Annotated in this window: 27 protein-coding genes; 22 read left to right on the top strand and 5 right to left on the bottom strand. The window is 69.2% G+C overall.

What is annotated here, in order from left to right; all coding sequences use genetic code 11:
- Nucleotides 1-44 precede the first annotated feature (44 nt).
- Nucleotides 45-209 (bottom strand): hypothetical protein, encoded by a 165-nt coding sequence (locus tag ACWCHM_RS26295; RefSeq protein WP_454220222.1) that lies wholly within the window; start codon nucleotides 207-209, stop codon nucleotides 45-47.
- Between the two features lie 15 nt (nucleotides 210-224).
- Nucleotides 225-755, bottom strand: coding sequence for a hypothetical protein (locus ACWCHM_RS26300; RefSeq protein WP_454220224.1), 531 nt, complete (start codon nucleotides 753-755; stop codon nucleotides 225-227).
- Between the two features lie 474 nt (nucleotides 756-1,229).
- Between ACWCHM_RS26300 and ACWCHM_RS26305 the strand changes: the two genes are divergently transcribed.
- Both ACWCHM_RS26305 and ACWCHM_RS26310 read left to right on the top strand, forming a co-directional pair.
- On the top strand, nucleotides 1,230-2,348 hold the full coding sequence (locus ACWCHM_RS26305) for a hypothetical protein (RefSeq protein WP_454220225.1): 1,119 nt from the start codon (nucleotides 1,230-1,232) through the stop codon (nucleotides 2,346-2,348).
- Nucleotides 2,349-2,986: 638 nt separating this feature from the next.
- The gene (locus ACWCHM_RS26310; RefSeq protein WP_454220227.1) at nucleotides 2,987-3,553 is read left to right on the top strand and encodes an HD domain-containing protein; all 567 of its coding nucleotides are present in this window, start codon (nucleotides 2,987-2,989) and stop codon (nucleotides 3,551-3,553) included.
- Here the strand turns inward: ACWCHM_RS26310 and ACWCHM_RS26315 are convergent.
- Complete coding sequence (locus ACWCHM_RS26315; protein ID WP_454220228.1) at nucleotides 3,541-4,011, bottom strand: NUDIX domain-containing protein; 471 nt, start codon at nucleotides 4,009-4,011, stop codon at nucleotides 3,541-3,543. The genes ACWCHM_RS26310 and ACWCHM_RS26315 overlap by 13 nt on opposite strands.
- Before the next feature lie 4 nt (nucleotides 4,012-4,015).
- Nucleotides 4,016-4,774, bottom strand: coding sequence for an XRE family transcriptional regulator (locus ACWCHM_RS26320; RefSeq protein WP_454220229.1), 759 nt, complete (start codon nucleotides 4,772-4,774; stop codon nucleotides 4,016-4,018).
- Between the two features lie 179 nt (nucleotides 4,775-4,953).
- Between ACWCHM_RS26320 and ACWCHM_RS26325 the strand changes: the two genes are divergently transcribed.
- The 17 genes from ACWCHM_RS26325 to ACWCHM_RS26405 all read left to right on the top strand — a co-directional run bounded on the left by ACWCHM_RS26325 (nucleotide 4,954) and on the right by ACWCHM_RS26405 (nucleotide 17,630).
- On the top strand, nucleotides 4,954-5,274 hold the full coding sequence (locus tag ACWCHM_RS26325) for a hypothetical protein (RefSeq protein WP_088643449.1): 321 nt from the start codon (nucleotides 4,954-4,956) through the stop codon (nucleotides 5,272-5,274).
- A gap of 221 nt (nucleotides 5,275-5,495) precedes the next feature.
- Entirely contained in the window at nucleotides 5,496-5,675 is a 180-nt protein-coding gene (locus ACWCHM_RS26330) for a hypothetical protein (protein WP_454220230.1), read from the top strand.
- A gap of 90 nt (nucleotides 5,676-5,765) precedes the next feature.
- Nucleotides 5,766-6,695, top strand: a complete 930-nt coding sequence (locus tag ACWCHM_RS26335) for a hypothetical protein (RefSeq protein WP_454220231.1) — start codon at nucleotides 5,766-5,768, stop codon at nucleotides 6,693-6,695.
- Nucleotides 6,696-6,783: 88 nt separating this feature from the next.
- On the top strand, nucleotides 6,784-7,626 hold the full coding sequence (locus ACWCHM_RS26340) for an FtsK/SpoIIIE domain-containing protein (protein ID WP_454220232.1): 843 nt from the start codon (nucleotides 6,784-6,786) through the stop codon (nucleotides 7,624-7,626).
- 20 nt (nucleotides 7,627-7,646) lie between these two features.
- Nucleotides 7,647-7,856: a hypothetical protein gene (locus ACWCHM_RS26345; protein WP_449859736.1), complete on the top strand. Its 210-nt coding sequence runs from the start codon at nucleotides 7,647-7,649 to the stop codon at nucleotides 7,854-7,856.
- An 86-nt stretch (nucleotides 7,857-7,942) separates the two neighbouring features.
- Nucleotides 7,943-8,383 (top strand): DUF6197 family protein, encoded by a 441-nt coding sequence (locus tag ACWCHM_RS26350; RefSeq protein WP_454220233.1) that lies wholly within the window; start codon nucleotides 7,943-7,945, stop codon nucleotides 8,381-8,383.
- On the top strand, nucleotides 8,380-8,679 hold the full coding sequence (locus ACWCHM_RS26355) for a hypothetical protein (RefSeq protein ID WP_454220234.1): 300 nt from the start codon (nucleotides 8,380-8,382) through the stop codon (nucleotides 8,677-8,679). The genes ACWCHM_RS26350 and ACWCHM_RS26355 overlap by 4 nt, the downstream gene beginning before the upstream one ends.
- Nucleotides 8,676-9,020, top strand: a complete 345-nt coding sequence (locus ACWCHM_RS26360) for an RRQRL motif-containing zinc-binding protein (protein WP_454220235.1) — start codon at nucleotides 8,676-8,678, stop codon at nucleotides 9,018-9,020. Before ACWCHM_RS26355 ends, ACWCHM_RS26360 begins: the two co-directional genes overlap by 4 nt.
- Nucleotides 9,020-9,778 (top strand): hypothetical protein, encoded by a 759-nt coding sequence (locus tag ACWCHM_RS26365; RefSeq protein WP_454220237.1) that lies wholly within the window; start codon nucleotides 9,020-9,022, stop codon nucleotides 9,776-9,778. The genes ACWCHM_RS26360 and ACWCHM_RS26365 overlap by 1 nt, the downstream gene beginning before the upstream one ends.
- Nucleotides 9,775-10,041 (top strand): hypothetical protein, encoded by a 267-nt coding sequence (locus ACWCHM_RS26370; RefSeq protein WP_454220239.1) that lies wholly within the window; start codon nucleotides 9,775-9,777, stop codon nucleotides 10,039-10,041. The genes ACWCHM_RS26365 and ACWCHM_RS26370 overlap by 4 nt, the downstream gene beginning before the upstream one ends.
- Complete coding sequence (locus ACWCHM_RS26375) at nucleotides 10,041-11,864, top strand: replication initiator (RefSeq protein ID WP_454220241.1); 1,824 nt, start codon at nucleotides 10,041-10,043, stop codon at nucleotides 11,862-11,864. Before ACWCHM_RS26370 ends, ACWCHM_RS26375 begins: the two co-directional genes overlap by 1 nt.
- A complete protein-coding gene (locus tag ACWCHM_RS26380; protein ID WP_454220243.1) occupies nucleotides 11,861-12,136 on the top strand; it encodes a helix-turn-helix domain-containing protein in 276 nt (91 codons plus the stop codon). The genes ACWCHM_RS26375 and ACWCHM_RS26380 overlap by 4 nt, the downstream gene beginning before the upstream one ends.
- A complete protein-coding gene (locus ACWCHM_RS26385; protein WP_454220245.1) occupies nucleotides 12,136-13,407 on the top strand; it encodes a tyrosine-type recombinase/integrase in 1,272 nt (423 codons plus the stop codon). Before ACWCHM_RS26380 ends, ACWCHM_RS26385 begins: the two co-directional genes overlap by 1 nt.
- A gap of 344 nt (nucleotides 13,408-13,751) precedes the next feature.
- Nucleotides 13,752-14,564, top strand: a complete 813-nt coding sequence (locus ACWCHM_RS26390) for an HAD family hydrolase (RefSeq protein WP_194823264.1) — start codon at nucleotides 13,752-13,754, stop codon at nucleotides 14,562-14,564.
- Nucleotides 14,565-14,848: 284 nt separating this feature from the next.
- Nucleotides 14,849-15,742 (top strand): hypothetical protein, encoded by an 894-nt coding sequence (locus ACWCHM_RS26395; protein WP_281901152.1) that lies wholly within the window; start codon nucleotides 14,849-14,851, stop codon nucleotides 15,740-15,742.
- Nucleotides 15,739-17,103 carry a methyltransferase gene (locus ACWCHM_RS26400; RefSeq protein WP_454220248.1) on the top strand — a complete coding sequence of 455 codons (1,365 nt, stop codon included), beginning with the start codon at nucleotides 15,739-15,741 and terminating at the stop codon, nucleotides 17,101-17,103. Before ACWCHM_RS26395 ends, ACWCHM_RS26400 begins: the two co-directional genes overlap by 4 nt.
- Nucleotides 16,998-17,630 (top strand): TetR/AcrR family transcriptional regulator, encoded by a 633-nt coding sequence (locus ACWCHM_RS26405; protein ID WP_421489612.1) that lies wholly within the window; start codon nucleotides 16,998-17,000, stop codon nucleotides 17,628-17,630. The genes ACWCHM_RS26400 and ACWCHM_RS26405 overlap by 106 nt, the downstream gene beginning before the upstream one ends.
- A 16-nt stretch (nucleotides 17,631-17,646) precedes the next feature.
- Here the strand turns inward: ACWCHM_RS26405 and ACWCHM_RS26410 are convergent, their stop codons facing one another.
- The gene (locus tag ACWCHM_RS26410; protein WP_281901157.1) at nucleotides 17,647-18,393 is read right to left on the bottom strand and encodes a Fic family protein; all 747 of its coding nucleotides are present in this window, start codon (nucleotides 18,391-18,393) and stop codon (nucleotides 17,647-17,649) included.
- A 214-nt stretch (nucleotides 18,394-18,607) separates the two neighbouring features.
- Between ACWCHM_RS26410 and acs the strand changes: the two genes are divergently transcribed.
- From acs to ACWCHM_RS26425, 3 genes are all read left to right on the top strand, one after another.
- Nucleotides 18,608-20,572 (top strand): acetate--CoA ligase, encoded by a 1,965-nt coding sequence (gene acs / locus ACWCHM_RS26415; RefSeq protein ID WP_281901159.1) that lies wholly within the window; start codon nucleotides 18,608-18,610, stop codon nucleotides 20,570-20,572.
- 226 nt (nucleotides 20,573-20,798) lie between these two features.
- Nucleotides 20,799-23,594, top strand: a complete 2,796-nt coding sequence (locus ACWCHM_RS26420; protein ID WP_454220251.1) for an immune inhibitor A domain-containing protein — start codon at nucleotides 20,799-20,801, stop codon at nucleotides 23,592-23,594.
- 372 nt (nucleotides 23,595-23,966) lie between these two features.
- Nucleotides 23,967-26,360, top strand: a complete 2,394-nt coding sequence (locus ACWCHM_RS26425) for an immune inhibitor A domain-containing protein (RefSeq protein WP_454223186.1) — start codon at nucleotides 23,967-23,969, stop codon at nucleotides 26,358-26,360.
- Nucleotides 26,361-26,386: the final 26 nt, after the last annotated feature.

Genomic DNA, 26,386 nt, shown 5'->3' on the forward strand with positions numbered 1-26,386 from the left:
AATCTGTCCACTGGAGTACCGCCGCACCAAGAGGGGCGCTGAGGTCACCGCGGACGACCAAGCCGCGCTCGCGCAACCTGACGGTCAATCTCCTTCATAACCTCGGCGATTTTGTTTTTCAGTTCCCGCTCAAGATCCGTGTGCCATCGGTCATGCAGTCTCTTGTCACCAATGGCCGCGCCGCATTTCTGGCAAATCGGGTACTCCATCCCGCCTCCTCCGGCCTACACGTCACGAAGGCTCGGGTAGAACTCCTGCGACTGGTGGCCAACCCGGCGGTCAATCCACGTCACAACCACCTTGTCGGGCAACTCTTGGCCGTAGGTCACGACCATGTTCATGTGCATCTCTTCACCGGGATGCAGAAGCGGCGTGCTGGTCCGATGGTTGAAGCCCACAACATGCATTTCCACCGGCTTGTTGACATGAAAGAACGTTACCTCGACTGAGCGGGCTTGGGCGGGGCCATGGTTCTTCACCACGTATCGATACTCACTGGACACCCGGTCCCCACGAACCCGGCGGTACTCTTCGCTGCGGACCTCGATCGATGCCAGGCGTTCGTTCCACCAAGGACGACCGAGCGCGGCGGCGCTGACCAGCAAGGCGAACAGGGCGATGAAGTCGGAGGCTTTCAGGTCCGGCGTAGACACGCTCTTCGCCAGGACGATTGCAGCAACGGAGAGAACCACCGCGCCAGCTCCGGCAACGAGGCAGCCGACCAGGAGCTTCCGTGTGGTTCGGTCAAGCTTCACCGCGCCATCATGGCAGCGGCCCGCCACCCCCTTCCTCGCGAGCGAGCAGATCCGCCGACCCCGCGACAGCCCAGACGGCCCGGAGACGACCCAGGTCGACCTGTCGCTTGTAAGTTCTGGGCGCTCCGTCCAGCCCCATCCGTGCACATCTCTGACGTCGGGCGTTGATCCGCCGCCGGACGGCTGCGGCTCTCACTGTCCGGCCCTGTTGCTGTCACCGCTGCTGTCGGCAGCGACAGGGCTGCTCGGGGTGTACCTCTGTTGGCGGCACAACGTCTATTGTGATCGGCCATCTGATACCGCCCACTGGGCGGGCGAGTTGATCGGCGATCGAAGTGTCGTCGTCAGACCTGGGCCACGGGTTAGACTGCGGCGTCCACTTGCTTGGCCGAGACGGCTACGATCAGGACTCCCACGCTTACCACCCCAGGGGCGAGTATGAATACCTCCACGGACCGCAACCCAATATCAGGCATGCGGCTGCGTCGCGCCCAACTTGTTGAGCTTGTCCTCCTCGCCACCACACTAGCCATCGCCGTAAACCTATTCAGCTCTGTCATTTACGACTATCTCAGCCCACTTGCTGCATCTGGAGTGGCGACCCTTGCGCTGACCATACCCTTGGCCTTCGTCACGTACACGCGGCTGTCAACCAAACAACAAACCGTTACCATAGAAGCGGGCGTCGTAATTGATAAGGAATCGCTAGCGGTGCTCTACACGCCGGGCTACGAGTTCGGCGAAGAGGTTAGTCAAATAGCGGGCGCGACATTCCGCGAGAATGCCGCCCTTGAAAAGCAGTGGCTCAATGACCCGCCGAGCAAGTCGTGGGATTTTGACCTCGCACCTGGCACCGCACGTTGGCGTGAATCCGCTGGAACACGGCTACTGAAGGAGTTTGGCGAATACTTCGTACTCACACGGCTGGGGCTACACCTCTCTAGCTACTTCAATGACGACAAGCAAGATGACGAGGTGACTACCTTCACCAGACAAGAGCTTCCCGCCATCCTGCTAAGCAATCGCGTACTCGAAATGCTGTCAAGGGACGTCGCGGATCGCCCGGGGTTTGACGACACACCCCAGAACCGTGAAGTCGTATCAATTTTTGGCAAGTTCTACTACCATCAACTCCGCTTGACACTGCCACGCAGAAGCCGAGTCGAGAGGCACAAGAACTCCCTCGTTATTGAAAATCAAGGCATCAAAATATCCATCGAAGTGGACGCGCGAGGATTTATGACAAACTTCCCCTCGTCGTATTTTAGCTACACTTTAGGTAAAAGATTGGATGAGGTATCTGCCTATCAGGTGGATATAGCGGTTAGCACCAAGGTTAAGTGGCGCCTCCTCCTGGGCCGAAATGGCGATAGGCGGCATGGATGGATTGAATCTTTCCTCGACAAATTGATTGAGGATTGTGACATTGACGATTTCGAACGACGCCTAAACTGGCCGATGATAGAGATGATCCTCAGATGCCAGGACATGAGCCGGAAGCGCGGACTGGGAACGGAAGTCAGCCAGTCTCGCAAGGTGGACCTTTCGCTTCCAGGCCAAATCGGTCAAGCCTCGTCTGGATCACCAAATTAGAGCGCAAGTCTCGCGGCCACCTCTCCATCACGAAGAAGCCATCCCGTCTGCCGTCGACCCGCCCTCTAGGGGAGCGGGCTACCGCCCGGCCCGCCACGTCAAGACGGCCTTGACGCTCGTTCGGACGCTGGCGGGTCGGGCGGTGGTCTGCTCGGCTTGCCCGGGTCGTCGGCAGACGGGATGGCTCGTGCAACCACCCACGGACCGCAAGAGGCCGACGGGGTTGCAACCATCTCGGAGCCCGAGCGCCCCCGCCGGAGGCGCAGTAACCGCAACCCCGCGACCGCCGCCAGTTCGCCGACGCGGCCGACGTGCCCTTCCCTGCGCCGCGCGGGCTCGTGGCCGCGCGGCCCGGCCGGCTACCGGCCCCCCACCACCCGGTCAAACGGCCTGTCGTTCTGCGGCGGCCCCCTGGGCTTTCCGCTTCCGCGCCAGCCGCCGGGCGTGTTGCGTGGCCGGAGTCGGAGCGCCAGCGGAGCGACGGACGCGCGCCCAGGCGGCGGCGCGTGCGGCCCGTTCAGGGCCGCCTTGAAGACGTACAGAAAGTTTGAACCACATCGCCGGCAGCCGGCCGCCCCGGCCGTCGGTGACTGGACACGGGATGGTGCGGGGACCGGGTCGCTCCGTACCCTGGCGGGATGGCCGACCTCGTCGATACCGCTCGGGAAGTTGCGCGACACCTGTTGGAGACGCCGTTGCCTCGTCGGTGGAGTCACGTCCAGGCGGTGGCCGCCAAGGCGGACCGGATCAGCACGGCAGTCCCGGCCGAGGATCGCGCGGTGCTCGTGGCGTCGGCGTGGCTGCATGATGTGGGCTACAGCCCCGACCTCGTCGACACCGGCTTTCACTCCCTCGACGGTGGCCGCTGGTTGCGGCGTGAGCGATTCAACGAGCGCATTGCCGCCTTGGTGGCTCATCACTCCTGCGCATGGCTGGAAGCGGAGGAACGTGGGCTCGGTGACGTCCTGGCCGCCGAGTTCCCTCGGGAGGAGACCGCAGTGACCGACGGACTCTGCTTCTCGGACATGACGACCGGGCCGGACGGCCAGGACTTCGAGGTGTTGGAACGGCTCGCGGAGATCCGGTCGCGGTACGGACCGGAGCACCTGGTGACCCGGTTCATCGGTCGGGCGGAACCGGAGATGGTCGCCGCCGTGCAAAGGACTCAGCGCCGGCTTGCGGGCAGCGTCGCTCAGCCGATGTAGGGCTCGGGGCGTTCCTCGTAGCCGTGGGTGATGCGAAGCAGGGTCGACGGGTGGATGTCGAGCGCGGCCAGCTCGTCGCGGGCAACCCACCGGACTTCGTGTGACTCGTCGCTCGGGGTCGGGATGCCGCTGACCGGCACGGCGCGGAAGCAGAGCGAGAACTGCTGCCGTACCTCGCCGTCTGAGTACTCGATGACGTGACCGGGGTCGGAGTAGACGCCGACCATGCCGACCACCTCGACGCTGATGCCGGTCTCCTCGCGGGTCTCCCGGACTGCCGTCTCGGCGACCGATTCGCCGATCTCCTGACCACCGCCGGGCAGGGACCACAGACCGTTGTCGGTGCGCCGGATGAGCAGCACCCGGGCCTGCTCGTCCCGGACGAAGACGGAAACGGCTACGACGATGCTGTTGGCCTTCGGCGCGTTCGGGTCGTGGTAGTGCTCGGTTCTCGCCATGCCTCTAGGCTGCCACCTCGTCGCCGGGCCGGCGCTTCGAGACGCCCAAGATCCGGTCAAAGCTGTCGGAGTAGGTGCGGAACAGGTCGCCGCCGTTGAGCTTGCGCAGGTGCATGACGGGCGCGTGGGGCGCCGGGAAACCGAGGACGTGCATGTTGACCAACATCTCGTCATCGAAGCGGTAGATCGAGTTGTACAGGGTCGTGTCGTGGTAGAGCACGTTCACCCCGGGCGCATCGTCAAGCCGCTTGTAGTACCCCTGAACCTGCCGGATCTTCGCGGCCATCACGCCGGGCGCACCCTCCTCGACACTCCTTCGCTCGATCGCGGCGCTGGTCGGATCGCCGAGCAGGATGTTCACCGTTACGCCGTCAAGGCCCTTTTGACGCAGGACGTCGACAAGCATCGGGTCCTGCTCCACGAGGAATAGGCCCGCGTAGGCCAGTACGTCGATGCGCTGCTCGGCCCGTTCGATCAGTCGACGCCACAGGTCGTTCGGCACCGAGGACCGCCGGGAGTAGAGCTGGACCATTTCGCTCTGCCCGATCTTCGACGCCCGTTCCGGTGTCACTGCCTCCGGCCAGAGATACGGGACGTCTTCGCGCACCATCGCCGCGATGGCGTGTCGATGACGCGGGTAGGGCGTCCGATTCTGGGTGATCCACCGTTCTACGGTCTTCGCGTCGACCCCGATCCGCTCCGCTACGGCGACGGGAGTGAGGCCGTTGCGCAGGATGGCATCGCGTAGCCGGTCGTTCGGCATCGGACACTCCTCAAGGGACGACTTTAGGACGACTACAAGGTAGCTGAGACGTCCCATAGTCGTCCAGCCCATCGGATGGGCTGTCCCCCGCTTTCCGGGAGTCTTGACCGCAGAGGCCAAGAGCAGAAAGTCCACCGGGGACAAGCTCACTACCTGGCCCGAGACACAGGAGGTTTGTTGTGAAGCTGTACGTGGACACCCAGAGCAAGCAGGTTCAGGTGACGAGGGACCCGGAGCCGAAGAACGACCAGAACGGCAACCAGCGGTCGGAGAAGAACACTGGCCGGCTCATGTGGTCCACCCAGGTCTTCGTGCTCGACGAGACCGGTGGCGAGATCATCACCATCACCACGGCGGGAGAGAAGCCGGGCGTGACGGTGGGACAGCTCGTCGCTGTCGAGCAGTTGGAGGCCATTCCGTGGGCGACCAACGGGCGTAACGGCGTCGCGTTCCGTGCCATCTCGCTGAAGCCGAAGGCTGGTGCCTCGGCGGCCAAGTGAGGTTCTTCGCTCACCGTGCTGTGTGAGCCTCTGGTGTCTTCGCATGAAGCGGCCTTCGGTCCGCTGACCTGATCCCATCTGGTCCGGGAGCGTTTCTGGCTCCTACTCTCCCGGCCCTGGCAACCCTCTGTTGCCGTCAACAAATCGTGGCGCGGGGTCGGTACTGGTCTTATGCCTGCCGACCCCGCCTGCCCGTATTCCTCGGGAAAGGGGAATCGATCATGATGCAGATGATGTGCCAGCACCCCGCCTGCGCCTTCAACGCGGAACAGGAAGTCAAGGCGGAAGGCACCACCTACAGCTTCATGGTGTGCCGTACCGATGTCTTCTGGGCCAAGCAGCAGATCCAGCGGGATCTGCCGGGCCGTCGAGTCGTCACCAAGTCGCTGCGCGGCTTCTGAAATTTCGAGCGCGGGGCCGGTACTGGCTCCTACACCTGCCGACCCCGTGCTCTCCAACCCATCCAGCCCAATCGCTTGGGAGGACGTGTCATGTCCAAGTCTAGCCCTCGCCGCTCGTTCGGGCGGAAGTCAATCGGGACCGTGACGGTCATCGAGGCCAAGGTTCACCGGTCGTCAGCCCGGAACGCCCGTATGGCGTTCATCCTCACTGCGGTCATCATCGGCGTCCTCGCTGCCGTGGTGGCCGCTGCCTACGTACACCCGATCATCGCGCTGTTCATCGGCGCGGCCGTCAGCGTCCCGTGTGGCGCGCTGGCCTGGCTCCTGGTCCGCATCTGGCCGGTACTGCGGCTGCTGTGGTGGTGGACCCCGGAAATCGTCCTGGCCGTGCTACTGCTCACCGGCTGGGTGCAGCTCGCCACCCACACTCCGACCCCGGTCACCCTGGCCGTCGTCGCCGTCGTCCTCGGCGTTCCCGCTGCTGTTCCTGCTCTGCGCCGTCAGGTCGTCGCCTGGGTGTGGTGCCTGATCGTGCGCCACCGGCTGCGGGTGTGCTTCGCGCAGTTCATCATCGCCAACCAGTCGGGTTCCCTCCCGCTGATCCTCTGGGCCACGCCGACCCCGGTCGGTGAGCGGGTCTGGGTCTACCTGCGGCCCGGCCTGTCCCTGGCGGACCTGGAAGGCCGCCTCGACAAGATCGCCGTGACCTGCCACGCCTCATCCGTCCTGGTCGAACGGGCCTCGGACGGCAACGCCGCGTACCTGCGGTTCGACATCAAGCGCCGCGAGGTGCTCACCGCCACCGTCACGTCTCCCCTGGCCGACGTCATCGACCCCGACGCCCCGGCCACCGACCGGCCGACGCCGGTCATCCCCACCGCCCTGGACCTGCCCGACGTCCAGGCCCCCACCATCACCCTGCCCGTCCAGCCCAAGAAGCAGGCCGCCACGTCGGCCAACGGCAGCAAGCCGGCCCCCGCGCCGTCGTCGGACGCCGACGACCTCTCCGACTGGCTCTGATCCCACCCCTTCCCGACCCGGACGCGGGGAGCCCTACGGGCTCCTTCGTATGGCTTCCCGCGCCCACCAACGCCCAAGGAGGGCACCCATGGCTACGGCATCCGCCCCGACCGCCGGCATTCCGGTGGGGCCTGGCCTGTCGATGTTCGACCCGATCTTCATCGGCATCGACGAGTTCGGCCAGCACGTCTACATCACCCTGGCCTACCGAAACCTCCTCGCCGGGGGTGAACCCGGTGGAGGCAAGTCCGGCCTCCTCAACACCATCGCCGCTCACGCCGCGCTCTCCGTCGACTCCCGCCTTGTACTACTGGACGGCAAGCTCGTCGAGCTGGGTCAGTGGGAGGACTGCGCCGACGCGTTCATCGGCCCCGACATCACCGCCGCCCTCGACGTCCTACGACGCCTGCAAACGGTGATGAACAACCGCTACGCCTGGCTACGCGCCCACGGGCGTCGCAAGGTCACCGCCCTCGACGGACTCTCCGTCATCACGGTGCTGGTCGACGAGATCGCCTTCTACTCCGCCACCATCGGCAGCAAGCAGGAGCAGGAAGAGTTCGTCGCCCTGCTCCGCGACCTGGTCGCCCGGGGACGTGCCGCCGGCATCCCCGTCATCGCCGCGACGCAGCGGCCGTCCTTCGACATCATCCCCACCAGCCTGCGGGACCTGTTCGGCTACCGCGCCGCGTTCCGCTGCACCACCCCCAACAGCTCGAACATCGTCCTCGGTCACGGCTGGGCCGAGCAGGGCTACACCGCCACCGACATCGCCCCCACCAACCAGGGCGCGGCCTACCTCATCGCCGAAGGCGGCACCCCTCGCCGCATCAAGGTGGCCTACCTCGATGACGCCCAGATCGCCGGCATCGCCGACTACGCCACCTGGACCCGTCGCCCCACCCGCCTATCCGCACCCACCGGAACCTGAGTCGACTGGGAGACCGCCGCATGAGCCTGCTCCAGCGCATCCACGCACGTCGCACCCCGCGACCGACCACCCGATACGTCAACCGCTTCGTCGTCGGCACGCCCGCCGAACTCGCCACGCTCCTGAAGCTGGCCGCCGACCACGGGATTCTCGCCTTCGCCTCCGCGCCCGTGCCGCTGCCCGACGACCCCACCCGATTCCGCCGCCACCTGCGGCTACGCACCAACTGAACGGCCGACGGAACCGGCTCAAGCCCTGGAAAGCAGACCGGTTCCGCCGACCTCCCACCAAGCCCTTCTGAAAGGACGTGGCTGCCGTGAAGGCTACCCAGAACCCACCCACCACCGGAACGGTCACCCCTGCTGACCTGCTCCGGATGGCTGCCCTCTACCTGCGCCGGCACGGCTGGCACCAGGGCACCTACTACGCCCCCACCACCGACATCCCCACCCCGCCGGCCTGCGCCGCCGGGGCTATCCGCATCGCCTGCACCGGTCGCCCAGTCGAGCAGTTCGCCCAGCTCGACGGCGACACCATCGCCGACTACGTCACCGCTCTCGACGTGCTCGTCGACCACCTCGACGCCACCGCGCCCGTGTTCTTCATCGACGAGGACGGCTACCTCCTCGACGAACACACCTCCCCCTACTCCTGGAACGACGACCCGACCCGCACCGCCGAGCAGGTCGTCACCGCCCTTGAGGCCGCCGCCACCGAGTGGGACCGCCTCCACACCGCCGGAGGTGAGAACAGGTGAGCACCGTCAAGGCGTCCTTGACGCCATCCGTCCCGGCTCAGAAGCGTCGGGAGGTCGTCGAGAACGACCAGTTCGCCGCCTTCACCCGCCGCATCATCCGCGCCCATGGCCGCCGCGTCGCCACCGGCGACGTCGAAGCACTCCGCGACCTCGTCGCCCTCTCCGACCACCTCGACCGGGCCATCGGTGACGCCGTCATCGGCCTACGGGCCTTCGGCTACTCCTGGGCCGAGATCGGCTCCCGCCTCGGCATCTCCCGCCAGGCCACCCAACAGCGTTGGGCAGACCGCTCATGACCGTCTTCTACGACCCGACCGGCAGCCGCTACGGCATGCCCACCTATCCGTACCGGATGGCCCCCGACGGCCTTGCTACCCGGCGGCAACTGCGCGCCGCCGGCCTCCGGCCCGCCGGGCAGGAACCCGTCTGCCAGGTCCTCTGGCGTCGCGGTAAGCGGGTCGCCTACCTCTACCGCCTTGACCTCGCCAAGCCGAAGCGGACCGCCACGCCCGCCCAGCGGGAGGCCATCGCCAAAGCGCTCCGCGCCCGCCGCACCTGCGCCGTCTGCGGCCTGGTGCAGCCCTACTACATCCCCCGCCGCTACGGCTGCTGCCTCGACTGCCACGGAGGCCACTGATGCCCGCGAAGACCCTGACTGCCGACACCCGTGTGGAGGGTGTCGTCCTGGTCCTCATCCTCATCGCCGTCGCCGGCTTCGCCGGAGCGGCCTCGTTCACCCACGTCAAGGACTGGACCCTCGCCAACTCCCCCACCGGCACCGGCGAATGGTTCGGCTGGGCCAACGCCGTCATCTCCGAACTCGTCCCCATCGCCTGCCTACTGACCATCCGCCGACGCCGCCGGCTCGGCGCTTCCATCGGCTACCCGCTGTTCCTGCTCATCGCCGCCGCCGGCCTTTCCCTCGCCGCACAACTCGCGGTCGCCAAACCGGGCATCTCCGGGTGGCTCCTGTCCGCCGTACCCGCCCTGGCCTTCATGGCCCTGGTGAAACTCGTCCTCGCCCCGGCACCCGCCAGCACCGACGCCATTCCGTCGGCCGCCAAGCCGTCCGAGCCGATTCACGTCCAGGTGGCTGAGCAGGTCACCACCGAGTCGGCACCGCCGGCCGCCATCACCACCGACCCGGAACCCCTCCCGGCCAACACTCCGGAGCCCGTCACCGTTTCGGCTGTCGCGCCACAACCCGTCAACCCGCCGGCACCGGAGCCGGTCGATGTCCCTACCCATCTGCTGCCCATGGCCCGCTTCGCCGCCGTTCAGCACGAGCAGAACACCGGGGCACCCATCACCCCGGGCGAACTGGCCGACCGGCTCGACGTCACCCCGGCCGTCGCCGGGCAACTCCTCACCACCCTGACCGGTGGTGCCCGATGACCATCGTCATCGTCGACATCGAACACGTCACCCACACCTGCCCCGTCTACCCGGAAGGGCATCCGTACGACATTCGGCGCACCGTCGTCGACGTCATCCCGGGCGGACCCTGCCGGACACCGGTCACCGTCCGCTGCGGCCAGACGACCGCACTCATCCCCTGCCACCGGCACGAACCGACCAAGCGCCAGTGCGGCGCCTGCCGGGTCATCGTCACCGAACGCACCATCACCACCCGCACCCCCGACGGGACTGCGGCTTGATGGGCTCGACGCTGGACCTCACCCCCCGCGCTTCGGCCCGGGGGGTGGGCTCGAACGCCGACACCATCCCGCCCATCTACGACTACACCGCCGCCGGCTCCGCCTTCGAACGCGCCACCCGACCCGACTACTTCGGCTGGATCGAGCACGCCCGCGCCGCCGCCGGCTGCACCCGCCCCATCCGCCTCGCCGGCCAACTCCTCACCGTCGACCCCACCACCGGTCGGGTCCTCGACCAGCGGCACACCGACGCCATGCCCGACTCGGTCATCTACACCGCCTGCGGCAACCGACGCGCCACCGTCTGCCCCTCCTGCGCCCACACCTACCAACGCGACGCCTACCAGCTCCTGCGTGCCGGCCTCGTCGGCGGCAAGGGCGTACCCGACACCGTCACCCAGCATCCGGCGGTGTTCCCCACCTTCACCGCACCGTCGTTCGGACCGGTCCACGTCCGGGCCGTCCGCAAGCACACCTGCCGGAACCGCAAGCGCTGCGACTGCCGCCCCGACCCCTGCCACGCCCGCCGCGCCACCGACCCCACCGCCGGCCGCTGCCCACACGGCCGCCCCGCCGTCTGCTGGGCCAGGCACGAACCCGGTGACACCGCACTCGGTCAACCACTGTGCTTGGACTGCTACGACCACGACCACCAGACCGTCTGGAACCTCTTCTCGGGCGAGCTGTGGCACCGCACCAAGCAGGCTGCGGAACGGCACCTCGCCAAACTCGCCCGACGGCGCGGCATCCCCCGCGTCCAAGTCGTCACCGCCGCCGGCAACACCCGCACCGTCCCACCGGTCCGGCTGTCCCACGGCAAGGCCGCCGAGTTCCAGGCACGCGGAGCGGTCCACTTCCACGCCCTCGTCCGCCTCGACGGCGTCGACCCCGACGACCCCGCCGCCGTCGTCCCACCACCGGCCGCCTTCAACACCGCCGACCTCGTCGACGCGCTCCGCCACGCCGCCGCGCAGGTCGCGTTCACCACCCCCACCCACCCCGACCGGCCCGACGGCTGGCCGATCGCCTGGGGCGAACAGCTCGACATCCGACCCATCACGCTGAACGGGCACGGCGAGGTCACCGACAGCATGGTTGCCGGCTACCTTGCCAAGTACGCCACCAAGAGCACCGAGGTAACCGGGCACCGCTCCGTCAGGCTCACCGCCGACACCATCGGCGACCACGCCGACCCCGACGGCGACCACACCGCCCGCCTCATCGACGCCTGCTGGCGACTCGGCCGACCCACCGGCACCCCCGTCCCGCTGTCCCAGCGGCCCCGCGACCACCGGCCCCGGCCCGGCTTCGTCGACCGCTGGGAGTGCCCCGACTGCGGCACCCACACCCGATACGCCGCCTGCCCCGTCTGCGTCGCCCACCGTCAAGCCGCCCTTGACACCAAACCGGCCAACAGACCGACGACCAACCCCTACGCCCGGCTGCGCCGCTGGGCGCACATGCTCGGTTTCGGCGGCCACTTCCTCACCAAGGCCCGGCGGTACTCCGTCACCTTCCAACTCCTGCGCGACACCCGCCGCCACTACCGGCAGCACGAAGACCAGGACCACGCGCACCTGACCGGCGGCCAGCTCGTCGAGGAGCCCGACGACACCACGCTGATCGTCGGCACCCTCACCTTCGCCGGGGTCGGCTGGCACACCACGGGAGACGCCCTCCTCGCCAACACCGCCGCCGCCATGGCCCGGGAGCGACAAGCCACCGGCCGCGAGGAACTCGCTCACGAACTCGGCACCGCCCCGGCCGGCATCGCGCCGGCTGCCGCCCGATCCGAACAGACCTGGGGAGGTCATCCGTCATGAGCACCACCGCCCGCCCGAGTCCCGTCGTCCGGCTCGTCCCACGCTCCGGGGCCACCGTCGTCGGGCCGGTCACCTACACCGTCCGGGAGGTCGCCAAGCTGCTGGGCATCTCGCTGGGCAGTACGTACGCCCTCGTCCGAGACGGCTCGATCCCGGCGACCCGCCTGGGTGGTCGTTGGCTGATTCCCCGTGCCCGCTTCCACACCTGGCTCGACGGCGTCACCGAGGAACCGGCCGCCGCCACCGGCACCGAGCACGGGCGGAGGCGCTGATGGGCTTCGTCCGCAAGACTCCGGCCGGCACCTACCGCGCCTGCTGGCGCGACCCTGCCGGCGGGCAGAAGTCCAAGAGCTTCCGCACCAAGCGGGAGGCCAACGTCTACCTCACCGAGGTCGAGGGAAGCCTCAACCGGGGGACCTACGTCAACCCGCATGCCGGCCGCCTCCGCTTCGGCGACTTCGCCCAACAGTGGCTCGCCACCCGGACCGTCGAGGCGCGCACCACCGAGCGGACCGTGTCCATGCTCCGCACGCACGTCCTGCCGAAGTGGGGTGACTGGCCACTCGGCAAAGTCGACTTCATGTCGGTGCAGGAGTGGGTGAGCGGCCTCGGTCGGGATCTCGCCCCCACCACCGTGGCCAAGTGCTACCAACTCCTCTCGATGATCCTCCGGACGGCGGTTCAGGCCCGACTGATCGCCACCAACCCGGCCGAGGGCGTGAAGCTGCCACGCGACCGGTCCCGCGACGTCAAGCCGGTCACGATCAGCCGGGAAGACTTCCTCGGTCGGCTACTGCCCGCCGTGCCACCCCGCCACCGGGCGATCGTCTCCACCGCCGCCGGGGCCGGGCTGCGCTGGGGTGAGTGCGCCGGGCTGACGTGGTCGTCGGTCGACCTCGACCGGGCATCGCTGCGTGTGGTCCAGGTGGCCGAGGAGACCCACGGCGGGATCGTGCTGCGCCCGTACCCGAAGAGTCGCGCCGGGGTCCGGACCGTACCGCTACCGGGCTTCCTGCTGGCCGTGCTCCGCGAGCTGCACGCCGCCACCGACGACCCGGACCCGCGCACGTTGGTCTTTCGTGACCGGGTGGGACGTCCGCTGCGGCGGTCGAACTTCCGGCGTCGGGTCTGGCTGCCGTCGTTGGTCCGCGCCGGACTGCTCGGCCAGGTCGTCGCCACCGGCCCGCACCGGTACCGCGCGGTCTGGACCGATCAGGAAGGCGTCGAGTGGTCGGCCGAGTTCACCACCGAGCGGGAAGCCGTCGCCTGCGTGGCGGCAAAGGCCGCTGGCGGGATGCGGTTCCACGACCTGCGGCACGCCTACGCCACCTGGCTGGTCACCGACGGCGTCCCGATCAATCTGGTGCAGCGGGTCATGGGGCACGAACAGGCGTCGACGACGCTCAACCGGTACACCCACACCCCGGACAACTATGCGGACCGGGTCCTGGAGGCGTTCGACGGCTCCGCTGCCTTTTTGCTGCCTCCGGCCGAGGAAACGCCATCGGCACACCGCCTCGACAAGGAAGATGACGACCTGTGACCTGGCCGGGAGCGCTTCCATGGGAAAGGGACGACCCCCGTCGGGGGGAGACGGGGGTCGTCGAATGGTTCGGCTCCGGGGGGGTTGAGCCGAACCGGCCCGGCGGTCACGGGGGGTGCGACCGCCGAGGGTCTCTCAGCTTTCCGGCACATGAATCGTTGTCGTGAGGACAAGTCTGCCCGAGCGGACTGTTCACGTCGAGTGTTGTCGACCCCACTCATTGCGAAATTATGTTCGGAGCGTGTGACTGCGATCACGTTGAGCATTCGTGGTCGGAGTGCTCGCGCAGGTCGAGTGGCGTATGGACCCAGGGTGCCCGCCGACCCCACCGCATCGGACTAGACTTGCGCGCCGTGGGCCGAAGTGCCGCTTTCTTCGATCTGGACAAGACCGTCATCGCCAAGTCGAGCGCCTTGGCATTCGGTCGGCCGTTCTACCGGGACGGGCTGATCACACGACGGGACGTCGTGAAGTCGGCGTACGCGCAGCTGATGTTTCGGCTGGGCGGCACCGACGAGCAGACCATGGCCAGGACCAGGGATTATCTCGCCGCACTCTGCAAGGGTTGGCGGGTGGAACAGGTCCGTCAGATCGTCGCGGAGACGCTCCACGAGCTGATCAACCCCTACGTGTACGCCGAGGCCGCCGCGCTGATCGAGGAGCACCAGGCGGCCGGCCGGGACGTCGTGCTGGTCTCCGCCTCCGGCGAGGAGATGGTCCGGCCGATAGGCGCGCTGCTCGGGGTGACCGACGTGATCGCCACCCGGATGAGCGTGCAGGACGGCCGCTACAGCGGCGAGGTGGAGTTCTACGCGGCCGGTCCGAGCAAGGTCGAGGCGGTCAACGAGCTGGCCGCCGCCCGGGGCTACGACCTGGCCGACTCGTACGCCTATTCCGACTCGTACAGTGACCGGCCGTTGCTGGAGTGCGTGGGGCATCCCAGTGTGGTCAATCCGGACCGGGCGCTGCGCCGGCTCGCGGTGGAGAACGCCTGGCCGGTGCTGGAATTCCGGCATCCGATCCCGCTGGGCCGGCGGCTGCGGGAACGGCCGGCCGTCCCGGTGGCCGCGGCGGCGCTGGGCGTCGGTGTCGGGGTGGCGATCGGTATCGCCTGGTACGGGCGGCACCGCCGTACCCGCGCCGTACAGGCCGCCTGACGAACCCGGCCACCGGACGACCTGACCGGCCCCACCTGACCCCGGCCGGACAGCCCACCTCACCGTCGAGGCACACCAGCCGGTCCCATCGTCGCCGACCACACCCGCCGTCGCCGACCACACCGCCCGCCGGGTCGACCGCCGGAACATCTGCACGGCAGTCGCACCCGAAGTGACGACCGGCACCCACCACGCAGCACTTTCCCTGCCTACCCCCGATTGAGCGATCGCTCAAACACGCCTATGCTCGATTTTGAGCAGATGCTCAAAACTGGGAGGCATGGATGAACGAGCAGGACCGACCGCCCCGACGGACCGCCGCGAACTGGGTGCTCGCCGGCCTGATCTCGGTCTTCGGGCTGCTGGTCTTCATCGCCACCGTGCGCGACGGGCGGGCCGACAGCGCCCTGCTCTTCGTGCTGCTCCCGACGGCCCTCGCCGCCGCGCTCGCCCTGCTGCCCGGCCGCACCGCGCACGGTCGGGTCTTCGTGATCACCACGGTCGCCCTGCTGCTGGCGGCGGTCGCGCTGCACGAGGGGGCGATCTGCGTCATCCTCGCCGCCCCCCTTGTCTACGCGGTATCCCACGGAACCACCGCCCTGATCCGCGCGCTGCGCGACGCTTCCCGCCCGTACGCCGTCATCGCGGTGCCGTTGCTGCTCCTGCCGGGACTGGAGGGCAGCGGACCGGCACCCCGGATCGCACCCGACCAGTCCGTCCAGGTGGTCCGGGTGGTGGAGCTGCCGGCCGACCAGGTGGCCGCCCGGCTCGCCGCCGGCCCCCGCCCCGTACCGGTGCGCTCGGTGCCGCTGCGGCTACTCGGCGTGCCCACCCCAGGCCAGGTCAGCGGAGACGGGCTCGACCCGGGCGACAGGTGGATGTTCGGCTACCACGGCAGCGCGCACGGCCCCGGCGGTCACCTGCTCGCCGAGGTGGAGACGGTGGGGGCGCAGCGGGTCGGATTCCGGTTCGTCGAGGACAGCTCGATCACCGCGCGCTGGTTCCGGTGGCGGCACGCCACGCTGAGCTGGCGGGCCGTCGACCAGCGGCACACCGAGGTGCGCATCCGGGTGGACTACACCCGGGGGCTCGACCCCTCCTGGTACTTCGGGCCGATCCAGCAGGTCCTGCTCGGGGCGGGGACGGGACACCTGCTGGACATGATGGCGCTGCGATGATCGCCGCCCGTTACCTCAGCCTGGCGGTGCCGCTGCTGGCCGTGCTCGCCGCCGCCCGGGTCGACCGGAGCCGCGCCGGTCGGGCCGCGGCGCTGCTGGCCTTCCTGGCCGCCGGCATCGGCATCGCCGCCCTCGACGAGCTGGCCCGGCGTACCGGTTGGTACACGTTCGCCCCGGTCCGGGGGAGCTACCGGGGGATGCCTGTCGACCTGTGGATCGGCTGGGCCGTGCTCTGGGGTCCGCTGCCCGTGCTGCTGCGCCGGGCCCTCCCGGTGCCGCTGGCGCTGGGCCTGCTGCTCTGGGTCGACGCGGTGGCCATGCCGGCGCTGCACCCACTGGTCCGGCTCGGCCCGCACTGGCTGGTCGGCGAGTTGGTCGGCCTGCTCGTGGTGGCCCTGCCGGCGCAACTGCTCGGTCGCTGGTGTGCCGACCGGCGGCACCTGGCGGCACGCGCGCTGCTCCAGGTCGGGGTCTTCACCGCCCTGCTGCTGTGGCTGGTCCCCGGCCTGGCCTTCGAGGTCGGCGACGGGTCGTGGGCGGCGGTCACCGGGCTGCCCCGGCCCGTCCTGCTGCTCCTCGCCCAGGTGGCGCTGGTGCTGGCCGCCCCGGCGCTGGCCGCGGTCCGCGAGTTCGTCACCCACGGCGGGGGCACGCCGTACCCGTGGGACCCGCCCGTGCGGCTGGTCACCACCGGGCCGTACGCCTACCTGGCCAACCCGATGCAGGCCGCCGCCGTGGCCCTGCTGCTGCTCACCGCCGCGCTCACCCGCAGTTCCGCGCTGGTGCTGGCGGCAGTGGTGGCGGTCGCCTTCAGCGTGGCGGTGGCCCGACCGCACGAGGAACACGACCTGGCCGACCGGCACGGCGGGGCGTGGCACGCGTACCGGAGGCAGGTCAGGGACTGGTGGCCGCGTCGGCGGCCCTACCACGCGGGGCCGCCGGCGGTCCTGTTCCTCGACGACGCCTGCGGTCCGTGCGCGGCGACCTGGCGGTTCATCGCCCGTCGCCGCCCGGTGGGGCTGCTGGTCCGGCCCGCCGCCGACGCCGAGGGGGTGTTGTGGCGGGCGGCGTACGTCGACGGCGACGGCCCGGCGGAACGGGGGGTGGCCGCCGTCGCCCGCGCCCTCGGGCACCTGCACCTCGGCTGGGCGGTGGTCGGCTGGACCCTGCGGCTGCCCGGGGTCGGCTGGCTGGCGCAGCTGGTGACCGATGCGATGATCGCACCACCGCATCCGGCGGGCCCACGAGGAGGACGATGTCCGGCACCAAGCAGCGCCTCCTGGACGGCGCCATCACCGCCATCCGTACGCACGGCATCGCCGGCGTGTCCGCCCGCACCATCGCCGCCGCCGCCGGGGTGAACCAGGCGCTGGTCTTCTACCACTTCGGCACGGTCGACGAGCTGCTGACGGCGGCCTGCCGGGCCAGCACCGCCGACCGGCTCGCGCACTGGTCGGCCCGGCTGGCCGGGGTGGGCTCGCTACGGGAACTGCTCGCCGTCGGGCAGGAGCTGCACGAGCAGGAACGCGAGCTGGGCAACGTCTCCTTCCTGGCCCAGATGCTGGCCGGGGCGCAGACCGACGAGCGGCTCGCCGCGCCCACCGCCGCCGCGCTCCAACTCTGGGTGGACGAGATCGAGTCGGTGCTGCGACGGCTGCTCGCCGGTTCCCCGTTCGCCGAGATCGCCGACGTTCCCGGCCTGGCCCGGGCCGTCTGCGCCGCGTTCGTCGGGCTGGAACTCTATGACGGGGTGGACCGGGCGGGCGTGCAGCGGGCGATGGCGGCGCTCGACCAGCTCGCCGTGCTCATCGAGATCGTCGACGACCTCGGGCCGATCGCCAGGCGGGCGCTGCGTTCCCGGGTGAACCGGGCCACCCGCCGGGACTGACCGCGCCCGGCACCGGTCAGGCGGCGGCGATGATCTCGTCGCCGACGACGGTGAGCTGGTCCGCGCCCACCTCGACGGCGCTCAGGTAGTGCCGCAGCCAGGAGCGCAGGCCGTCGGGGGTGCCGGTGGCGAAGGCCCCGGCCGCGCCGACGTACTCGGGTTGCCGTTCCCGGTGACCGACGTCGACGGCGACCAGGCCGCGCGGGTCGAACCCCCGGGACATCAGCACCAGCCGGGCGGCGGCGCGGGCCACCACCCCGGACGGGCCGGCGAAGGGCCGCAGGTTGAGCAGCTCGCCGTGCACCACGGCGGCGAGGAGTAGCGGGGAGACCGTCGTCCCGCCGGCGACCAGCCCGGCCAGCCCGTCGAGCCGGGCGGCCACCACCGGGTCGGCGACCGGCCGCCCCAGCTCCGCCTCGGCGACGACGTCCCGGGCGGCGAGCACGTGCAACCGGGCCAGCGCCTGCCGGGGGGCCTTCGGCCACAGCTCGGTCAACCCGGGCAGTGCCCCGGCCACCCGTAGCGCCCCCTGGAGCACCGGTTCGGTGACGGTGCCGGCGCGGACGGCCTCGCGCTCGTGGTCGTACCCCTCCAGGGCGGCGCTGGCCACCGCGCTGCGCAGGCCGACCTCGGCCGCGACCTGGCCACCGTGGCGGCGCAGCGCGCGGTGCCGCATCGCCTGGTCGACCCGCTCGCGGGCCCGCTCGACGGCGGGGGCGATGTCGGCGAGCGCGAGCAGCGGGGCGAGCGGATCGGTGGTCACCCCGCCACGCTAGCGACCGGGTGACTCCGGGGCGGATGCCACCCGCCGGGCCGGCCTCGGGTCCGATCCTGATCAGGGTGGAGGGGCGGGCCGTCGAGCGCGCCGGGACGGCCGCTGAGCGCGCCGGCCGGCATCGGGGGTGTCGCGGTCCCGAGTTGCCCGGACTAACCTCGGCCGGGTAGAGACGCAGGTCACCCGACGAAGGAGTCACCGCATGAGCGAGGCCTTGGCCAACCTGCTGAACGAGACGCGCCAGTTCCCGCCGCCGGCCGCACTCGCCGCCCAGGCCAACGTCACCGCCGGCGCGTACGACGAGGCCGGCGCGGACCGGCTCGCCTTCTGGGAGCGGCAGGCCGGCCGGCTGGCCTGGGCCCGGCCGTGGGACGAGGTGCTCGACTGGTCGAACCCGCCGTTCGCGAAGTGGTTCGTCGGCGGCCAGCTCAACGTGGCGTACAACTGCCTGGACCGGCACCTGGAGGCCGGCAACGGCGACCGGGTGGCGATCCACTGGGAGGGCGAGCCGGGCGACACCCGCACCCTCACCTACGCCGACCTGCACCGGCTGACCTGCCAGGCGGCGAATGCGCTGACCGACCTGGGCGTGGTCGCCGGTGACCGGGTGGCGATCTACCTCCCGATGATCCCCGAGGCGGCGGTGGCGATGCTGGCCTGCGCCCGGATCGGCGCGACCCACAGCGTGGTCTTCGGCGGCTTCTCCGCCGACGCGCTGAGCAACCGGATCCAGGACGCGAGCGCCAAGGTGGTGATCACCGCCGACGGCGGCTACCGGCGGGGCAAGCCGTCGGCGCTGAAGCCGACCGTGGACGAGGCGGTGGCGAACTGCCCGTCGATCGAGCACGTGCTGGTGGTCAGGCGCACCGGCGAGGAGGTCGCCTGGTCGGCGAAGGACCACTGGTGGCACGAGACGGTCGAGACGGCGTCGGCGGAACACGTCGCGCAGCCGTTCGACGCCGAGCACCCGCTGTTCATCCTCTACACCAGCGGCACCACGGCCCGCCCGAAGGGCATCCTGCACACCACCGGCGGCTACCTCACTCAGGCCGCGTGGACGGCGCACGCGGTGTTCGACCTGAAGCCTGCGACCGACGTCTACTGGTGCACCGCCGACATCGGCTGGGTCACCGGGCACTCCTACATCGTGTACGGGCCGCTGGCCAACGGCGCGACCCAGGTGATGTACGAGGGCACCCCGGACACCCCGCACAAGGGCCGGTTCTGGGAGATCGTCGACAAGTACAAGGTCAGCATCCTCTACACCGCGCCGACGCTGATCCGCACCATGATGAAGTGGGGCGAGGACATCCCGGCGGGCTTCGACCTGTCGTCGCTGCGCCTGCTGGGCAGCGTCGGCGAGCCGATCAACCCGGAGGCGTGGATGTGGTACCGGCAGCACGTCGGCCGCGACGAACTGCCGATCGTGGACACCTGGTGGCAGACCGAGACCGGCGCGATCATGATCTCCCCGCTGCCCGGGGTGACCGCGGCCAAGCCGGGTTCGGCGATGACCCCGCTGCCCGGCGTCGTCGCCGACGTGGTGGACGACCAGGGCCAGTCGGTGCCCAACGGCGGGGGCGGCTACCTGGTGCTGCGCGAGCCGTGGCCGTCGATGCTGCGCACCATCTGGGGCGACGACAACCGGTTCATCGAGACGTACTGGTCCCGGTTCGAGGGGATGTACTTCGCCGGTGACGGGGCGAAGAAGGACGACGACGGGCACATCTGGCTGCTCGGCCGGGTCGACGACGTGATGCTGGTGTCCGGACACAACATCTCCACCACCGAGGTGGAGTCGGCGCTGGTGTCGCACCCGGCGGTGGCCGAGGCGGCGGTGGTCGGCGCGACCGACCCGACCACCGGGCAGGCGATCGTCGCGTTCGCCATCCCGCGCGGCACCGCCGACACCTCGGGCGAGGCAGGTGAGCAGCTCATCGCCGAGCTGCGCAACCACGTGGCGAAGACGCTCGGCCCGATCGCCAAGCCCCGGCAGATCATGCTGGTGCCGGAGCTGCCGAAGACCCGCTCCGGCAAGATCATGCGCCGGTTGCTGCGGGACGTGGCGGAGAACCGGTCGCTGGGTGACGTCACCACGCTCCAGGACTCCTCGGTGATGGAGCTGATCTCCTCCGGGCTCAGCGGCGGGAAGTCCGACGAGGACTGACGACAGCCGTACCCGACGGTGGGTGCCGGTCCGCGAGGGCCGGCACCCACCGTCTTTTTAGGGGTGCGAATCGGTCGGTAGGCCGAGCCGACTCGGGCTGAACGGGCAGAGGCACCGTCGCCCCCTTCCGGGTGAGAACCCTTCTCATTTAGGTTCAGCGATATCGACTGGGCTCGACAGAGGTCTCACCGGCGATCCCTTTCCCATGCCCGAGAAACGGAGTGGCATGAACATTCTCCCGTCCACCAGGGCACGTCGACGAATCCTCGTCGCGTTGCCCGCCCTCGCTCTCGTCGCCTCGTCACTGACCGTGACCGGCAGTGCGGCGGCCCAACCTGCCGGGCCGGCCACACCGACCCGGATCGGGGCCGACGAGCACTACCTCAACTACGCCGAGCCGGAGGTGCAGCCGGACACCGCGGGTAAGGAGGTCCGGGGCGCCGACGGGATCCGCACCCCGGCGGCGGACGAGGCCCGCGCGTACGACCGCAAGTTCGCCGGCGGCAACCCGCTGGCCGCCCGGGAACTGGCCCGTAACGAGGCGCGGGCGATCCGGACCGGGCAGAGCCCGCGCGCGTTCAAGAAGGCCAAGAGCACCCAGACGGCCAAGCTGCTCACCCTGCTGGTCGAGTTCAACGACCAGGCCAACGACGACTTCACCGGGGTGATGGTCCCCAAGACGGTGTTCGAGGACCGCACCTGCGTGCCCGGCACCGTCCAGAACGGACCGAAGCACAACAACATCCCCAACCCGGCGACCCTGCCGCACGAGGACAACAACTCGATGTGGGTGCCGGACTTCTCGCCGGCCCACTTCGACAAGATGCTCTACACCAAGCAGGGCATCACCGAGCGGGTCCGTAAGGACCTCAAGGGACCGGACGGCAAGAAGGGCATCGACCTGTCCGGCCGCACCATGCACAACATGTACCTGGAGATGTCCAAGGGCGCGTACACGGTGGACGGGCAGGCCAGCCCGTGGATCACCGTGCCGCACTCGGAGGGCTGGTACGCGGCCTCGCGCTGCTTCCAGGACGAGACCGGCGCCTGGGTCGCCGGCCGGCAGCAGGCGATGAACGGCCACCCGGACAACCCGCAGGGCGCGGGGCGGCTCGCCACCGACGCGATCGACGCGCTGGCCGCGAGCGACCCCGACTTCCCGTGGGCCGACTACGACATCGAGGACCAGGGTGACCGGGACGGCGACGGCAACGTCAACGAGCCGGACGGCGTGATCGACCACCTGGTCCTGGTGCACGCCGGTCAGGGCAAGTCCCGCGGCGGCGGCGACCAGGGTGTGTACGCGGTCTGGGCGCACTCCTCCACGGTCGCCGGCGGCTACACCATCCCCGGCACCAACCTGAAGGTGTCCAACTACATCGTGCAGCCGGAGGACGCCGGGGTCGGGGTCTTCGCCCACGAGTTCGGTCACGACCTGGGCCTGCCGGACCTCTACGACACCTCGGGCAACGCCGACTCGGACGTCGACTTCTGGGACCTGATGGCGTCCGGCTCGCACACCGGTGAGATCTTCCAGGCTCTGCCCACCCACATGGGCATCTGGGACAAGTGGGTGCTGGGCTGGGCCGATCCGCTGACCATCGCCCCTGGCACCCGGAACCGGACGGCGACGCTCGGGCAGACCTCGCGGACCCCGGTGGGCACCCAGGACGGCATCAAGATCGACCTGCCGGACAAGGTGGTCACCCTCGCCCAGCCGCACAGCGGCACCGGGATGTGGTACAGCGGCGCCGACCAGGCGTGGGCGGACGTCAAGCTCAGCCGGCAGGTGGCCGTCCCGGCCGCCGCCGACGCGAAGTTCTGGATGTGGAACAACTACGTCATCGAGGACGACTGGGACTACGGCTTCGTCGAGGTCTCCACCGACGGCGGGGCCACCTGGACCGAGCAGAAGGTCTACGACGAGGCCGGCGCACTGGTCTCCACCAACGACGGTTACGCCGACCCGAACGGCCGCATGGTCGACTTCGGCAACAAGAAGTACGGCCTGACCGGCAGCACCGCCGGTTGGCGGCACGACTGGGTCGACCTGTCGGCGTACGCCGGGACGACCGTGCAGGTGCGGCTGCGGTACGCCACCGACGAGGCGTTCCAGGAGCGGGGCTGGTTCGTCGACGACCTCTCGGTCACCGGCGGCGGGGCCACCACGTTCAGCGACAACGTGGAGAGCGGCACGAACGGCTGGACGCAGACCGTCGGCACCTTCACCGACACCACCGGCGCGGGCTGGCACATCGACCCGGGCACCCAGGTCAAGGCGCAGTACTACCTGGCGGAGTGGCGCAACTTCGACGGCTTCGACATGGGCCTGAAGTACGCCTACGACACCATCTACTCGCACGAGGCGTGGAAGGTCGACCGGATCTCGTACAACGCGCCGGGCATGCTGGTCTGGTACCGGGACACGATGCTGGGCGACGTCAACCACGTCACCGGGCAGATGACCGCGCTGCCCAGCTACGGGGCCAAGGGCGGGTTGCTGATTGTGGACTCGCACTACGACCCGCTGCGGCGTACCGGTGAGGCGGCGGCGAAGGACCCGTCGGTGCTGGACAACCTGCCGAGCCGGCCGCAGTCGGCGAACGCGGCGTTCTCGCTGAACCCGACGTACCCGTTCACCGAGTGCCTGGAGGCGGCAGACGAGCCGTACAGCGCGTACTGCACCAAGTTCCCGCGGCAGCACCCGGTGTCGGGCTTCAGTGACGCCAAGGGCTGGTACCCGGGCATCGAGATGCGCGACGGTTCGCCGTACGCCCGGGACAACGACGCCTCGGTGGTCGTCCCGTCGCGGGGCAACAAGCCGTACACCACCCGGGTGGTGAACCCGGACGGCACGCCGGCCACCGAGTTCTACGGCGTGACGCTGGGCGGTGGGGCGATCGTGCTCGGCACCGGCAACCCCTCGGACTCGAAGGTCCGCAACGGCGTCAACATCAAGATCGAGTCGGCCGCGCCGGACAACTCCTACGCGGTTGTCCGGATCACTCCGGCGAAGTACTGAAGTCACGCGTCGGGTACGCCCGGCGATGCGGTGGTAAGGGTCAGTAACTGACTGATTCGGGGAACGGTGGGCCGTCGGCGGACATGCCGGCGGCCCACCGTTTCCTGCATCTCGGCAACGGAATCGAAATACGTCACTACGATTCTCGACGGGGCCGTCCGCGCTGCTCATGACCGTTGGTGAACATCCGGTGTGTGACGGTGAAAAGCGTTCCCATCAAAATCTTGCAACAAATCGACGCGCACGTCTTCCCACCCGTCCCGGCAGTGTCTATGTTCACCATGGGTCCCACTAGTGGGACGTCCCATGCCGGCCCGTACCCCCGTTGGGCCGGTTCCCTCACACCGGAGGTACCACGTGCGCAAAGTCGCAGTGGGTCTGCTCGGGCTCTCGCTGACGGCGACAGGTCTGGTGACGGGTACGTCCGCCAGCGCTGCGCCGACGCCGAAGCTCCCGACGGCCGCCCCGTCGATCGCTGAGCCCGCCAACGCGGACCACGATCTGCCCAACCCGCTCGAAACCAAGCGGCGGGCACTGCGCCAGGAGGGCCTCAGCGAGGTCCTTTCCGGCAAGGCGAAGGCGCAGAAGATCAACGGCAGCACGGTCGTCAAGGTGGGCAAGACCCAGGCTGCGGGGCGGAGCAACGCCCGGACGACGGCCTCGGGCGTCGCCCAGACGCAGGACCAGTACGTCGAGCTCGGCCGCGAGCAGACCGACAAGATCTTTGTGATCCTCGCGGAGTTCGGCAACGAGCGGCACCCGAGCTACCCGGACCAGGACACGGCCCCGGCCGTCCCCGGCCCGACCCGGTTCGACGGGCCGCTGCACAACGAGATCCCGGCCCCCAACCGGGCGGTGGACAACTCCACCGTCTGGCAGGCCGACTACAACGCCGACTACTACCGGAAGCTGTACTTCGGCACCGGGCAGGGCGACGAGTCGCTGAAGCAGTACTACGAGGCCCAGTCCTCGGGTCGCTACAGCGTCGACGGCGAGGTCACCGACTGGGTCAAGGTGAAGTACAACGAGGCCCGGTACGGCCGCTCCAACGGCTACCCGTGCGCCTCGAACGTCTGCAACAACACCTGGGCCCTGGTCCGGGACGCCGCCAACCAGTGGGTCGCCGACCAGAAGGCGGCCGGCCGCACCGACGCCCAGATCGCCGCCGACGTCAAGTCGATGGACCAGTGGGACCGGTACGACTTCGACGGTGACGGCGACTTCAACGAGCCGGACGGCTACATCGACCACTTCCAGATCGTCCACTCCGGCGGCGACCAGGCCGACGGTGACCCGATCCAGGGTGAGGACGCCATCTGGAGCCACCGGTGGTACGCCTTCGCCAGCGACCAGGGCAACACCGGCCCGGCGAACTTCCCGGCCGGCGGCACCCAGATCGGCAACACCGGCGTCTGGATCGGCGACTACACGATCCAGCCGGAGAACGGTGGCCGGAGCGTCTTCTACCACGAGTACGGTCACGACCTCGGTCTGCCGGACGACTACAACGTCATCAACAGCGGTGACAACAACAACGAGCACTGGACCCTGATGGCCCAGAGCCGGCTCGGTGCCAAGAACGACGGTGGCATCGGCGAGCGCGGCGGCGACCTCGGCGCGTGGAACAAGCTCCAGCTCGGCTGGCTCGACTACGAGGTCGTGGTGGCCGGTCAGCAGAAGACCCTCAACCTGGGCCCGCAGGAGTACAACTCCGACAAGGCGCAGGGTGCCGTGGTCGTGCTGCCGCAGCGGGAGTACAGCTTCCAGAACGGCAAGCCGTTCGAGGGGACGAAGCAGTTCTTCTCCGGCAACGACGACGACCTGAACACCACGATGACGCGGACGATCGACCTCACCGGGAAGACCAGCGCCGCGCTCACCATGAAGGGTCGTTACTCGATCGAGGCGGACTACGACTACCTCTTCTTCGAGGCCAGCACCGACGGCGGCCAGACCTGGTCCACCCTGCCGGGTACCGCCAACGGCAAGGCCCTCAAGGAGATCTCCCCCGGGCGCTTCGCCCTGGACGGCTCCAGCAACGGCCAGTGGGTCGACGTCAACATCCCGATGAACGCCGCGGCCGGCAAGGTGGTGCAGTTCCGGCTGCGTTACCAGACCGACGGTGGTGTCTCTGAGGGCGGCTTCTACGGTGACGCGATCACCATCACCGCCGACGGGCAGACCGTGCTCACCGACGGTGCGGAGGCCGGTGCCGCCGGTTGGACCCTGAACGGGTTCAGCATCGTGGCCGAGACCTACATCCGCAAGTTCGACAACTACTACATCGCCGGCAACCGGTCGTACGTGTCGTACGACCAGTACCTCAAGACCGGCCCGTACTACTTCGGTTACGCGAACAGCCGCCCGGACTACGTGGACCACTACGCGTACCAGGAGGGTCTGCTGATCTCCTACTGGAACCTCCGGTGGGCCGACAACGACACCTTCGACCACCCGGGCGAGGGTCGGAACATGATCATCGACGCGCACCCGGAGCCGCTGTACAACCTGACCGGTGCCCCGTGGCGGGCCCGCGTCCAGGTGTACGACGCGCCGTTCAGCCTGAAGAAGGCGGACTCGTTCACGCTGCACATCAACAGCGTGCCGCAGTACGTCCGCGGCCAGGCCGCGCAGCCGCTGTTCGACGACACCAAGCAGTACTGGTACCCGGAGCTGCCGAACCACGGCGTCAAGCTCCCGGCCACCGGCACCAAGATCAAGGTTGTGGAGCAGAACGGCACCTCGCTGAAGGTCCGCTTCTCCTGATCCGCTGATCAGCGCACCACCTGCTG

The organism is Micromonospora sp. SCSIO 07396, from assembly GCF_053667945.1.

What these genes read in the sequence shown, in the direction of transcription:
- ACWCHM_RS26345 (WP_449859736.1), top strand. Translation starts at nt 7,647, where the DNA reads ATGAGCCTGCTCCAGCGCATCCACGCACGTCGCACCCCGCGACCGACC.
- ACWCHM_RS26310 (WP_454220227.1), top strand. Translation starts at nt 2,987, where the DNA reads ATGGCCGACCTCGTCGATACCGCTCGGGAAGTTGCGCGACACCTGTTG.
- ACWCHM_RS26320 (WP_454220229.1), bottom strand. Translation starts at nt 4,774, where the DNA reads ATGCCGAACGACCGGCTACGCGATGCCATCCTGCGCAACGGCCTCACT.
- ACWCHM_RS26380 (WP_454220243.1), top strand. Translation starts at nt 11,861, where the DNA reads ATGAGCACCACCGCCCGCCCGAGTCCCGTCGTCCGGCTCGTCCCACGC.
- ACWCHM_RS26365 (WP_454220237.1), top strand. Translation starts at nt 9,020, where the DNA reads ATGCCCGCGAAGACCCTGACTGCCGACACCCGTGTGGAGGGTGTCGTC.
- ACWCHM_RS26315 (WP_454220228.1), bottom strand. Translation starts at nt 4,011, where the DNA reads ATGGCGAGAACCGAGCACTACCACGACCCGAACGCGCCGAAGGCCAAC.
- ACWCHM_RS26420 (WP_454220251.1), top strand. Translation starts at nt 20,799, where the DNA reads ATGAACATTCTCCCGTCCACCAGGGCACGTCGACGAATCCTCGTCGCG.
- ACWCHM_RS26385 (WP_454220245.1), top strand. Translation starts at nt 12,136, where the DNA reads ATGGGCTTCGTCCGCAAGACTCCGGCCGGCACCTACCGCGCCTGCTGG.
- ACWCHM_RS26340 (WP_454220232.1), top strand. Translation starts at nt 6,784, where the DNA reads ATGGCTACGGCATCCGCCCCGACCGCCGGCATTCCGGTGGGGCCTGGC.
- ACWCHM_RS26335 (WP_454220231.1), top strand. Translation starts at nt 5,766, where the DNA reads ATGTCCAAGTCTAGCCCTCGCCGCTCGTTCGGGCGGAAGTCAATCGGG.
- ACWCHM_RS26330 (WP_454220230.1), top strand. Translation starts at nt 5,496, where the DNA reads ATGATGCAGATGATGTGCCAGCACCCCGCCTGCGCCTTCAACGCGGAA.
- ACWCHM_RS26370 (WP_454220239.1), top strand. Translation starts at nt 9,775, where the DNA reads ATGACCATCGTCATCGTCGACATCGAACACGTCACCCACACCTGCCCC.
- ACWCHM_RS26360 (WP_454220235.1), top strand. Translation starts at nt 8,676, where the DNA reads ATGACCGTCTTCTACGACCCGACCGGCAGCCGCTACGGCATGCCCACC.
- ACWCHM_RS26305 (WP_454220225.1), top strand. Translation starts at nt 1,230, where the DNA reads ATGCGGCTGCGTCGCGCCCAACTTGTTGAGCTTGTCCTCCTCGCCACC.
- ACWCHM_RS26400 (WP_454220248.1), top strand. Translation starts at nt 15,739, where the DNA reads ATGATCGCCGCCCGTTACCTCAGCCTGGCGGTGCCGCTGCTGGCCGTG.
- ACWCHM_RS26395 (WP_281901152.1), top strand. Translation starts at nt 14,849, where the DNA reads ATGAACGAGCAGGACCGACCGCCCCGACGGACCGCCGCGAACTGGGTG.
- ACWCHM_RS26405 (WP_421489612.1), top strand. Translation starts at nt 16,998, where the DNA reads ATGTCCGGCACCAAGCAGCGCCTCCTGGACGGCGCCATCACCGCCATC.
- ACWCHM_RS26375 (WP_454220241.1), top strand. Translation starts at nt 10,041, where the DNA reads ATGGGCTCGACGCTGGACCTCACCCCCCGCGCTTCGGCCCGGGGGGTG.
- acs (WP_281901159.1), top strand. Translation starts at nt 18,608, where the DNA reads ATGAGCGAGGCCTTGGCCAACCTGCTGAACGAGACGCGCCAGTTCCCG.
- ACWCHM_RS26295 (WP_454220222.1), bottom strand. Translation starts at nt 209, where the DNA reads ATGGAGTACCCGATTTGCCAGAAATGCGGCGCGGCCATTGGTGACAAG.